This window comes from Mucilaginibacter pedocola, assembly GCF_002013915.1.
Lineage (GTDB): Bacteria > Bacteroidota > Bacteroidia > Sphingobacteriales > Sphingobacteriaceae > Mucilaginibacter > Mucilaginibacter pedocola.
On the sequence record NZ_MBTF01000004.1, the window covers coordinates 245,691 to 256,299 of the forward strand.

The window sequence follows — 10,609 nt, forward strand, 5'->3', positions numbered from 1 at the left end:
TTCCTTGGTAAAATTAGCGTATTCGGCAATGTTGAATAGAAAACAGGTAATAGAAATATTAAAGTTTTTCTATTACGTCAACGGAAAGCTTAGTTGTTTTAGCGATAAATTCAATTGCCAAACCTTCTTTTTTCAATTCGCGTGCTATAGCTAAAGCTTCTTCCAATTTACCTTGTTCGATACCTTTTTGTATTCCTTCGGTCAAGGCATAGTTGAGGGTGTTCTGGTTATCCCATTTGTATTTTTGGCTGCTATCGTACATGTCTTTTTCCTCTTTGGTAAAATTAGCGTATTCGGCAATGTTGAATAATTTCTCAAAAATAGGCTTTCGCAAATAAGCGGGAATTTTTCCCATTTCGCTCATATGCTTTAAAACGTAAAGCCATTTATCCAACTCTGTTACCAGCTCGCTTTCTGTTTTAACAAATTTACTTAATTCTATATAGGTAAAACCTAATTTATCGTAAAATATTTCACCGGTATCAGTATCACACAAGTAAACTTCGTGCAAATATTTTGGATAGGGGCCGGCGGCGGATGTAAAATCTTCCAATAATGCGATGAGGTATACTTCACTGAGATTATAGGCCCATTGGCTTCTTTTACCTTTTGGTGCCTGGTTGCTTATCAATCGGGAGGTATAAAACAACGCCCTTTCTTTAAAGTAACCCTGCCTGCCTCGCTGTATCTCGATGATGAATTGCTCGCCTTTGTCGCCTGTGCATTGCAGGTCGAATATCGCGGCGCCCTCGTGTTTAAGGTCGCCATGATGCTCGTTCTTGTTGTAAGTAAGATTAACAATGACCTTACGGCCTCTGAATACTTCATTCAGAAAAGCAATAAGCAGGTCTTTGTTAGGTTCGCTGCCAAAGATCTTTTTAAAGGCAAAATCGACTAAAGGGTCGATGTATCTACCTACGGAGGGCGGTTGTTGGTTAGGCATAATCCAAAGATAATTAACATCGCCAAATTCAAGCGGTAAATCCACTATCTTTGCCACGCAATGCGGCTTTTTAACGAAACCTATAATTTACTCAAGAAAGAGATACTGCTGGAGTGGCGTTCTAAGTACGCTTTCAATGGTGTACTGCTTTACATCGTTTCTACAGTTTTTATCTGTTACATATCCTTTAACCTTAATCCGGGGTTCCGCAGCAGCCAGGGGTACCCCATTGTTTGGAATATCTTGTTTTGGATAATTATGCTATTTGCCTCAGTAAATGCCATTGCCAAAAGCTTTATGCAGGAGAGCAAAGCCCGTTTGCTTTACTACTACACTATTGCCCGCCCGCAGGCCATCATCCTATCCAAAACCATTTACAACGCCATGCTGATGGGTTTGTTAAGCGTGCTGGCACTCATCGTATACATGGTTTTCTTTACCAATGATGTAGGCGACCTGCTGTTTTACTTTATTGCGGTGCTTTTGGGAAGCATCAGTTTTTCAACCGTGTTTACCATGATATCGGCGATCGCATCAAAGGCAGGCAATAACGGTACGCTAATGGCTATCCTGAGTTTCCCGGTTATCGTACCCGTGATATTGCTGTTAATAAAAGTAAGCAAGGCCGCTATGGATGGGCTGGATAGGGCGGAGAGCTATGGCACCATGGGCGTGTTGCTGGCTATTAATGCCATCGTTATCTCTACATCGCTCATTCTGTTCCCGTATTTGTGGAGGGATTAAGGGCTTGTATCTTTTTAATTACCATCCGTTTTTTCATCTCTCGTTCATAAATTATATCTTTATTAGCACCCTCTAAATAAATTTAAATATACATGCGCCGCTGTTGGTTTGTAGTGATGTTGTTATGCCTGCCGTTATTTGCAGCGGCACAGGCCGGTTTCATAAGCGGTAAAATTACGGCGGCAGGCACCCAAACACCGGTGGTTCGTGCCAGCGTTTTTTTGAGTAATGCCAGTTACGGCACAGCAACTATTGAAGACGGTACATTTACCCTGCGCGGCGTTAAACCCGGGCAGTATAATTTAGTAGTAACCACCCTCGGTTACGAAGAGTACAGCAAAGAGGTATTGGTAGGTAGCCAGCCCATAAACCTGGTGATAGAAATGACGCCCAAGGTAATGATGATGCGCGCCGTTACCATTACCAGTAATGCCGACTGGAAGAAGAACTACGAAATGTTCAAAAAGGACTTCATCGGCGTTAACGAAAATTCTAAACAATGCAAGGTTGTAAACCCGCATGTTATCGACCTTAACTACTTTCGCAGGAAACAAACGCTGGAGGCTTCGTCTGACGAATTTTTGATTGTAGAGAATAACGCGCTTGGCTATCGCACCAAATTTTTGCTGAACAGCTTTACAAGCGATAATATAAACCACACCATATCGTACTCAGGCAAGGCGCTTTTTGAGGAATTGCCGGGCAGCGAATCGCAGAAAAAGAAATGGAAGGCAAAACGCGAAGAAGCCTACTATGGTTCGCCGCAGCATTTTTACCGTTCGCTTTATAAAAACAAACTGGCCGATGATGGCTTTGTGATATACAACTACACACGCGCTTGGAACCCTAACCGATACCCGGAAGCCTACATCCAAAAGAAAATAAAAGAGTTTAACGGCGTAAGGCGCGATTCGGCCATGTATTGGATAGACCAGCAAAATGTGCCCAAATGGGCCAACGAAAACCTGGTGAAACCGCCATTGCGTTCCGTTGACGTAGTGCGCAATACGCGGCAGGAGGGGATATTTGCTATTACCTTTCCGGCGTACTTATATGTGGTATACACCAAAAAACACGAGGAAGAACAATTCAGGGATATTTTTCGCCCGCTGGATATGGAGAACTTCGAAACCAGTGTAATTACCCTCAACAAACAACGCTATGCTATTTTTGATATGAACGGCATTGTTATAGCCGAAAGCCCCCTTTACGAAGGCACCTGGAGCAAATCTAAACTATCTAATATGCTGCCGGTTGATTACGAGCCGGGGGATTAAGTAGTTCATTGGTTCAGTAGTTCATTTGTGTAGAAGTGGTTATGCAACCTGCATCGGCGAATCCATCAATCAAGCGAATCATGGTTCAGGGACTGCAAATTTTTCAAACCTATTACTTCATTAAAAGCAACTTTATAACCTTTAGCACCTCTTACTGCAACAATACTAAATGTGTGTAAAAACACATTCTATCAATAAACATATTGCTACCTTTGCCGCACAGTATGAAATTTATTTATCAAACCTGGTGGAAAGTGTTGGCCGTAGTGCTGATATTCTACACCCTGATAGCCGGTTTTTTGATAGGGGTACCCCGCCTGCCCATCCTGCACGAAACGATCAGGAACACGTACTTCCACGTGCCTATGTGGATAGCCATGTTCACGGTGTTCACCATATCGGTAATATACAGCATCAAATACCTGCAAACAGGTAAGGAAGAATACGACCTTTTAGCCGTAGAATGCGCCAATACAGGGCTTTTCTTTTTTGTGATAGGGTTGGTAACCGGTATGCTTTGGGCTAAATATGCCTGGGGCGCCTATTGGAGTAACGACCCTAAGCAAAACAGTGCAGCCATCGCCTTTTTGCTGTATTGCGCTTATATGGTATTGCGTAACTCGATAGACGAGGAGCAAAAGCGCGGCAAAATATCGGCCATATACAACATATTCGCCTTCCCTATAATGGTGGTACTTATAATGGTATTGCCGCGTTTAACAGATTCGTTGCACCCCGGCAATGGTGGCAATCCTGCTTTTGGTAAGTTGGATCTGGATAACCGCATGCGCATAGTGCTTTACCCGGCCTTTATTGCCTGGTCGTTAATGTCGGTTTGGATAGCTACTATCCGTTACCGCATCCGTTTAATTGAATACAAAAAGAACTCGATAGATTAAGAGATGAAGAGATCGTTATTTTTAGTACTGACCCTATTGCTGAATTTTGTTACTGCATTTGCCCAGCCGGGTAGCGATGTAGAAATGGCGGATAAACTGCGTGTATCGGGCATGATATACGTGGTGGTTATCACCGTTGCTATCGTTTTCATCGGCCTGGCTGTATACCTGTTCAGCATCGACCGCCGTTTGAAAAAAATAGAGAAAGATAATTAAACCAATACCCCCTGATTGCTGTTTAAACTTTAGCGTACATTTCTTTACATTTTAAACAGATACCCGATCTGTAAAAATTTGCATTATTGGCAAAATAACCGCCATATTTGCACTGTTTTTTACGAGATCAATTTTATTTACCAATTCTAAATTATGAATATTACTAACCCGACTGCGACCCAGGAAACGCATTTCTTTGGCGACGTGTGCAAGAATTTCGACCACGCAGCGCAGTTTACCAAGCACGATGCCGGTCTGCTCGACCAAATAAAATCATGCAACAGTGTTTACCGCTTCCGTTTCCCTATCCGCAAGGGTAATGGTTTCGAGGTGATAGATGCCTGGCGTGTAGAGCACTCGCAACACCAAAGCCCAACCAAAGGCGGTATACGCTACAGCGAAATGGTTAACGAAGACGAGGTAATGGCACTTGCCGCCCTCATGACTTACAAATGCGCCATTGTTAACGTACCCTTCGGTGGTGCAAAAGGCGGTATAAAAATTAACCCTAAAAACTATACTGTAGGCGAGTTGGAGAACATTACCCGCCGTTACACGGTAGAGTTGATAAAAAAGAACTTTATAGGCCCCAGCATTGACGTACCCGCCCCCGATTATGGCAGCGGCGAGCGCGAAATGAGCTGGATAGCCGATACCTATGCTACCATGAACCCCGGCCAGTTGGATGCTATGGGCGCTGTAACCGGTAAACCAATTGCACTGCACGGTATTGCAGGCAGGAGAGAGGCTACCGGCCGTGGTGTAGCAATTGCCGTGCGCGAATGCGTTGGCGTTGCCGAGGATATGCAGAAGTTGGGCCTCACAACCGGCCTTAGCGGCAAAAAAATTATTGTACAGGGTTTGGGTAACGTAGGTTACTATTCGGCAAAATTCCTGTCGGAGTTTGGTGGCGTTATTGTTGGTATCTGCGAATTTGAAGGTGCTATTTACAACGAAGATGGCTTAGATGTGGAGGCTGTTTTCCAGCATCGTAAAACAAGCGGCTCGATATTAGGTTATGCCGGGGCTAAAAAGGAATTTAAAAACACCATGGAAGGCCTGGAGCAACCATGCGATATTTTGGTGCCCGCCGCTTTAGAGAACCAGATCACTATCCAAAACATTGGCAACATACAGGCAAAAATTATTGCCGAAGGAGCCAACGGGCCAACTTCACCCGAGGCTGAAGAAGCATTTTATGCAGCAGGTGGTATCATTATCCCCGATATGTATGCCAACGCCGGTGGTGTAACGGTATCATACTTCGAGTGGTTGAAGAACCTGAGCCACGTGGCTTTTGGCCGCATGAACCGCCGCTTTGAAGAAAACTCGAACCTTAACCTGGTGAATATGGTAGAAGGTATTACCGGTGTAGCTTTAACGCCTATACAGCGCTCTACCATTATCAAAGGTGCATCGGAGTTGGAGCTGGTAAACTCGGGCTTAGAGGATACTATGATACGCTCGTACCACGAGATACGCGAGATATATAAAAACACCCCTGCCATTGGCACCCTGCGCAACGCGGCCATGGTGGGCGCTATCAATAAAATTGCGGTATCGTACCAAAACCTGGGTGTTTGGCCGTGATCTTTGAGTTATAAAGTGTTTAAAATCGAAAGGTTGAAGTGTTCGCATTTCAACCTTTTTTGTTTGTTGGCAATAGCAGCGTTATATTTATTGCCATGAGGCGTTTACGCAATAGATCGAGGCGCGAGTTGCAGGATATAATAGATAACAAACCGCCCGAACCCCGAATAACCATCGCAAAAACTCCGGTAATTGCTTTTTGGTGTTTTTGCGGGCTTTGTTTTTTCTATAGCGTTTTTAATTTCCGCGACGTTATTGCCGACCCAAAACTGCCTTTGTTATTGGCCGCATTAAGCGGACTGGTTGGTGTTTTATTGGTAAAGAGCCGCGAAAATTATTTTTACGCTTTTGTTGGTTGTGCTTCGCTTGTTATTGCTATACCGCTTTTTATCAATATCGCATTTGCCGATAGAAATACCACTACTCTTAAGTTGGAAATTGTAGAGAAGCATCGTGGCAGCTACAAATCCGGCCCGTATGTAGATGTAGTATACCAAGGTCGGGAGATTTCCTTCGGCTTTACGAACATGAAGGAAATACAGGCAGCATCTTACGTTATTCTGAAAGTCAGCGAAGGGCTGCTGGGGTATTACGTAATAAGAGATTACAAATTAAGCAGGCGATAATTTAAGGATGCGGACTAAACATGTTGACATTAAAACAACGAGAAGCAAAACAGGCTCAAAAGAAATATAAACAGAAAGAAAGTAGAAGTTTACACCGGTTAAACCTTATTGTAGGCTTGTTATCTGCGGTAGCGGCTATTTATCTCCTGGTAAGTTTTCGGGATATTGTTTTGCAAGGTAAGTGGCTTTTTATATCCGCTGTTGTTTTCTGCATCGTTGTGGTGCTTTTTTTTAGCAGGCAAAAGTATTACCTTATGTACTATTGGTTTTTAGCAGCCGGGGCATTTTTCTTTTTTAATAGCGTTTTTGCCCAAAAGGAAGTCTTCGTAGTTCAGAGGCCTATTGAATATAAATATTATAGGCGAAATAAGTCGAACTCATCTGCAGAGGTCACTTATCACCGTGTGGGTTTAAGAGTGTTTGCCGACGACTATAAAATGCTGGCAAACGCAAATTATGCGGTGCTGTATTTAAGTACAGGTTTGTTCGGTATTGAAATAGTGCGCGATAGCAAAGTTATTCCATGAGGCACTATATCTTACCCACCCTTATTTAATGTTAACTAATGTTAACAGATAAAAGGCGGTTGCAAGGGGCAAATTACTTTTACCTCAAGCAATTAAAATCATGAAAAAGAAACTACTTATCGTATTATTTTTAACTACCGTGCTATTGGCCGGTATTGTCATGCTCCAGCTTTACTGGAGCTTTACGGCATATAAACTCAGTAAAGATAAATTCGACGGTGATATCAATACCGCCATGCAGCGCGCATTGGATAGCTGCAAAAAAGATTATTTCGATTCGATACGGGTGGTGATGGTAAGGCGTTTATCGGACCCGGGTACGACGATCAGTATAGACACTTCAAAAAAGGGTAGCCCAAGTACCGCCTGGTTTAAAATATCGCTTAAAAATAAGTATCTCGGTATTGGTGAACCTATACAACTATCCGAGGCTGATTTTGATTTTTACCGGTCGAAAATAAATCACAAAGCAACAGTTCCCGAGGTGTTAACGGAGATGTCGTTTTATGTACCCCGGGTGATGGATGATTTACTGCTGTTATTAGGGTTTGAAGACGCGAGTAGGCAAATAAGCGAAGAGCACAAGGCGGCAAAGCCTGGGGATAATAAGGCCAGGGTTATATTGCCTGATAGCGTTGTTCATTCCGGTATTTTTGCTTTCCCACCTAATTACCGCGCGGCAGATAGTACAAAACTGCATCACTATTTTGAACAGGTGCTTCAGGAAATGCATCCGCGCATGCGCCGCTTCGACTTTGACCTTGCAGTGTCAGATAAACCAATACCCGCTGCTGAACCCGATCCGCATCTCATATCCCAATTGCGATACAGCGAAACTGAGCAGTTCACCTATAAGTACCACGGCTTTGTATTTTTGCAGCATACAGATAAAGATAAAGATACCTTGCACGTGCGGGCTAAATTTGATAAGCCGCAAATAGGTATTCTGAGCGAAATGATCATCATACTCGGTTTATCCGGTTTCCTCATCGTGTTTACCTTATTTTGCTTTATCTACATCATCCGTACCATTATTAAGCAAAAGAAACTGGCAGAACTAAAGGACGACTTTGTTAACAACATGACGCACGAACTTAAAACTCCCATTGCCACCATGACGGTAGCTATAGAGGGGCTGCAAAAGTTCAACGGGCTAAACGATCCCGAAAAAACGCAGCGTTACCTGCAAACCTCGCGCAACCAACTAAGCCGCCTGGATGGATTAGTAACCAAGGTGCTGAATATTGCCGCTTTTGAAGGCAGTTCAGTTGCCCTAACCAGAGAAGTTGTATTTGTTGATGAGCTGGTGAACGACGTAATAGAAGCAGAAAAGCAGAAAGCCGAAAAAGAATTGCACATTAGTTATGTAAATCAGAGTGGCATTACGGATATAGTTGCCGATAAACTACACCTGCGTAATGTGATGCAAAACCTTATTGATAACGCCATTAAATACTCTACCGAACCGGTGGATATCAACATAGTGGTTACTAAAAATAAAGAGAAGGCGCTATTCAGCATAAAAGATAACGGTATGGGCATCCCGGCAAAGCATGTAAAGCATGTGTTCGATAAATTTCACCGCGTGCCGGCCGGTAACGTACACAATGTAAAAGGGACGGGTTTGGGGTTAAGCTATGTAAAATATATTGTGGAAGCCCACGGCGGTAAAATTACCGTAGCCAGCGAACTGAATAAAGGCACCGAGTTTACTTTAACCATACCGTTGAACCATGGATAAAATAAAGGTATTACTGGCCGAAGACGAGTTGGCGCTGGCTCACATTGTGCGCGAAAGCCTGGAAGAAGCGGGTTTTGATGTTGTACTGTGTGCCAACGGCGAGCAGGCTTTGCAAAAGTACAGCGAGCGAAAACCCGATGTACTGGCGCTTGATGTTATGATGCCCAAGCTGGATGGTTTTGCAGTAGCCCGTAAAATACGCGAGGCCGACGAACGGACGCCCATCATATTCCTCACCGCCAAATCGCAGCCGAAAGATGTGGTTGCGGGCTTCGAGAGCGGGGCTAATGATTACCTGAAGAAACCCTTTAGCGTAGAAGAACTGATCGTGAGGATGCAGGTGTTGCTGAGCCACAACCGTATGCTCGAGCGCAAACCATCGGCAAAACCTGCGGCAGAGAATTACCAATTAGGCAGCCTGTTTTTTAACCCGACTAAAAATAGCTTGCAACAGGGTATTAACGTTTGGAGTATAACCGCCCGCGAGAGCGATATTTTAAACCTGCTATGTAAAAGCCGCCACGAAGTGGTGCAACGCAAAACCTTACTCGATACCATTTGGGGCGACGATAGCTTTTTCAACGCCCGCAGCCTGGATGTATTCATCACCAAACTGCGCCGCCACCTGCGCGCCGACCCGGATATACAGATCATTAATGTACGCGGAGTAGGGTATAAACTGGTGTGGTAAAGCCGCGATGTCATTTCGATGAGCACGCGGGAGAGAAAGAGCGAACGGGCGAAGAGAAATCTTGAACGCAATACATACGTTCATGCAAAGCGTTCATGCTCAGTCGTACAAGATTTCTCGTCGCTTCGCTCGCTCGAAATGAACTGTGTTTAAAAGCAAATAATATTTGAATAATTTTCCTGATATGTTGAGTTAGTTTTAGCTATTGCAAAAGCTTGCTTTAGCAACTTATTTACGACTGCGATCAAAGCAACTTTTTTGGCTTTTCCTTTTGCCAGCAAGCGTTCATAAAGCTCCCGGCAGGCTTTATTGCAGCGTTTTGCGCTCCATGAGCATACATACAATGAGGCCCTGATCGCAGACATGCCCATTTTACATATTCTTGGCCTGCCTTTTACACTGCTGCCCGATTCGAACAGGCGCGGGCATGTCCCAATGTAAGAGCTTAATTTACTGCAATCGCCGAAACGCTCGAAACCACCGCTTACCAGGATGAGCATTATCGCTGTTTTTTTGCCAATGCCAGGTATGCTTTTCAGTCCTGATAGCATTTGCCCATAATGTTCAAGAACGATCTTTTCCATGTTAGCTGAAAGCCGTGATATAAGTTGTTTAAGGTGGCATAGCTCTTTTTGTATCGTCTGCCTCAGTGCTTTTTGCATCATTCCTGTAGCTGTAAAGCTTTCAAGCTGGTTGCTTAACACAGTATGCTGCTTGCTCAATCCTGATAAAATGGCTTCTGTTTGCTGTAATTCTACCACATGCTGCTGTGGTGGGGCCCATTGCTCCGGCTTAGCCATGGCACCATACTCTGCGATCAGGAGTGCGTCTTTCTTATCTGTTTTAGCCCGGGACATACGCATTTGGCTGTAGCGGCGAATCACCAAAGGATTTACCACACTTACCTTAATGCCCTTCGTATGCAGGAAGCAAGCAAGCCTTAAATAATATGGGCCGGATGCTTCCATCACGATATGGCTATCTGTATCCAATAGCTTTAAGAAGCCGTCGAAGCCTGTAGTTTCGTTGCTGAACTGATAATGGCGTCGGCCGGCTGATACGTCAAAGGACGCTTTTGAAATGTCTACACCAATGTAATTTGCATGAGTTTCCATAACTTTGTTTTGAGATAAATACTGTAGAAGAACCTGCTTTACTGCTTATCAATCCTACATACAGGCTCTTGTGGCCTAATGAACTGTTCAAGCTTGTAAGCAAAGGGGTAAAGTGATCTGCATTTCGAACGGCTTCCTACAGCCAATGACAACTCGTGATCTTTCTCTTTACCCTTTTTCTTCTACTTTAAATTTACTCTAAACACTTAACTTTTTCCTATAAGCAAACATAGGATGACA

General features: G+C 43.8%; 11 protein-coding genes. 9 read left to right on the forward strand and 2 right to left on the reverse strand.

Features of this window, described 5'->3' with window-relative positions; genetic code table 11:
• Nucleotides 1–58: 58 nt before the first annotated feature.
• Nucleotides 59–943, reverse strand: a complete 885-nt coding sequence (locus BC343_RS08110) for an Rpn family recombination-promoting nuclease/putative transposase (RefSeq protein WP_078347284.1) — start codon at nt 941–943, stop codon at nt 59–61.
• 60 nt (nt 944–1,003) lie between these two features.
• Between BC343_RS08110 and BC343_RS08115 the strand changes: the two genes are divergently transcribed.
• From BC343_RS08115 to BC343_RS08155, 9 genes are all read left to right on the forward strand, one after another.
• Nucleotides 1,004–1,687, forward strand: a complete 684-nt coding sequence (locus BC343_RS08115; RefSeq protein ID WP_078347254.1) for a heme exporter protein CcmB — start codon at nt 1,004–1,006, stop codon at nt 1,685–1,687.
• A 92-nt stretch (nt 1,688–1,779) separates the two neighbouring features.
• Nucleotides 1,780–2,964 carry a carboxypeptidase-like regulatory domain-containing protein gene (locus BC343_RS08120; RefSeq protein WP_078347255.1) on the forward strand — a complete coding sequence of 395 codons (1,185 nt, stop codon included), beginning with the start codon at nt 1,780–1,782 and terminating at the stop codon, nt 2,962–2,964.
• Between the two features lie 224 nt (nt 2,965–3,188).
• On the forward strand, nt 3,189–3,863 hold the full coding sequence (locus tag BC343_RS08125) for a cytochrome c biogenesis protein (protein WP_394333358.1): 675 nt from the start codon (nt 3,189–3,191) through the stop codon (nt 3,861–3,863).
• 3 nt (nt 3,864–3,866) lie between these two features.
• Nucleotides 3,867–4,079, forward strand: coding sequence for a CcmD family protein (locus tag BC343_RS08130; RefSeq protein WP_078347256.1), 213 nt, complete (start codon nt 3,867–3,869; stop codon nt 4,077–4,079).
• A 153-nt stretch (nt 4,080–4,232) separates the two neighbouring features.
• On the forward strand, nt 4,233–5,669 hold the full coding sequence (locus BC343_RS08135; RefSeq protein WP_078347257.1) for a Glu/Leu/Phe/Val family dehydrogenase: 1,437 nt from the start codon (nt 4,233–4,235) through the stop codon (nt 5,667–5,669).
• Nucleotides 5,670–5,764: 95 nt separating this feature from the next.
• A complete protein-coding gene (locus tag BC343_RS08140; protein ID WP_143822107.1) occupies nt 5,765–6,295 on the forward strand; it encodes a hypothetical protein in 531 nt (176 codons plus the stop codon).
• A 20-nt stretch (nt 6,296–6,315) separates the two neighbouring features.
• A complete protein-coding gene (locus BC343_RS08145; protein WP_078347259.1) occupies nt 6,316–6,822 on the forward strand; it encodes a hypothetical protein in 507 nt (168 codons plus the stop codon).
• Nucleotides 6,823–6,922: 100 nt separating this feature from the next.
• On the forward strand, nt 6,923–8,563 hold the full coding sequence (locus tag BC343_RS08150) for a sensor histidine kinase (protein ID WP_078347260.1): 1,641 nt from the start codon (nt 6,923–6,925) through the stop codon (nt 8,561–8,563).
• Nucleotides 8,556–9,254 (forward strand): response regulator transcription factor, encoded by a 699-nt coding sequence (locus tag BC343_RS08155; RefSeq protein WP_078347261.1) that lies wholly within the window; start codon nt 8,556–8,558, stop codon nt 9,252–9,254. The genes BC343_RS08150 and BC343_RS08155 overlap by 8 nt, the downstream gene beginning before the upstream one ends.
• 149 nt (nt 9,255–9,403) lie before the next feature.
• Here BC343_RS08155 and BC343_RS08160 read toward each other — a convergent pair whose 3' ends face one another.
• A complete protein-coding gene (locus tag BC343_RS08160; RefSeq protein ID WP_078347262.1) occupies nt 9,404–10,369 on the reverse strand; it encodes an IS110 family RNA-guided transposase in 966 nt (321 codons plus the stop codon).
• Nucleotides 10,370–10,609: the final 240 nt, after the last annotated feature.

What these genes read in the sequence shown, in the direction of transcription:
- BC343_RS08160 (WP_078347262.1), bottom strand. Translation starts at nt 10,369, where the DNA reads ATGGAAACTCATGCAAATTACATTGGTGTAGACATTTCAAAAGCGTCC.
- BC343_RS08135 (WP_078347257.1), top strand. Translation starts at nt 4,233, where the DNA reads ATGAATATTACTAACCCGACTGCGACCCAGGAAACGCATTTCTTTGGC.
- BC343_RS08130 (WP_078347256.1), top strand. Translation starts at nt 3,867, where the DNA reads ATGAAGAGATCGTTATTTTTAGTACTGACCCTATTGCTGAATTTTGTT.
- BC343_RS08125 (WP_394333358.1), top strand. Translation starts at nt 3,189, where the DNA reads ATGAAATTTATTTATCAAACCTGGTGGAAAGTGTTGGCCGTAGTGCTG.
- BC343_RS08110 (WP_078347284.1), bottom strand. Translation starts at nt 943, where the DNA reads ATGCCTAACCAACAACCGCCCTCCGTAGGTAGATACATCGACCCTTTA.
- BC343_RS08115 (WP_078347254.1), top strand. Translation starts at nt 1,004, where the DNA reads ATGCGGCTTTTTAACGAAACCTATAATTTACTCAAGAAAGAGATACTG.
- BC343_RS08145 (WP_078347259.1), top strand. Translation starts at nt 6,316, where the DNA reads ATGTTGACATTAAAACAACGAGAAGCAAAACAGGCTCAAAAGAAATAT.
- BC343_RS08150 (WP_078347260.1), top strand. Translation starts at nt 6,923, where the DNA reads ATGAAAAAGAAACTACTTATCGTATTATTTTTAACTACCGTGCTATTG.
- BC343_RS08120 (WP_078347255.1), top strand. Translation starts at nt 1,780, where the DNA reads ATGCGCCGCTGTTGGTTTGTAGTGATGTTGTTATGCCTGCCGTTATTT.
- BC343_RS08140 (WP_143822107.1), top strand. Translation starts at nt 5,765, where the DNA reads ATGAGGCGTTTACGCAATAGATCGAGGCGCGAGTTGCAGGATATAATA.
- BC343_RS08155 (WP_078347261.1), top strand. Translation starts at nt 8,556, where the DNA reads ATGGATAAAATAAAGGTATTACTGGCCGAAGACGAGTTGGCGCTGGCT.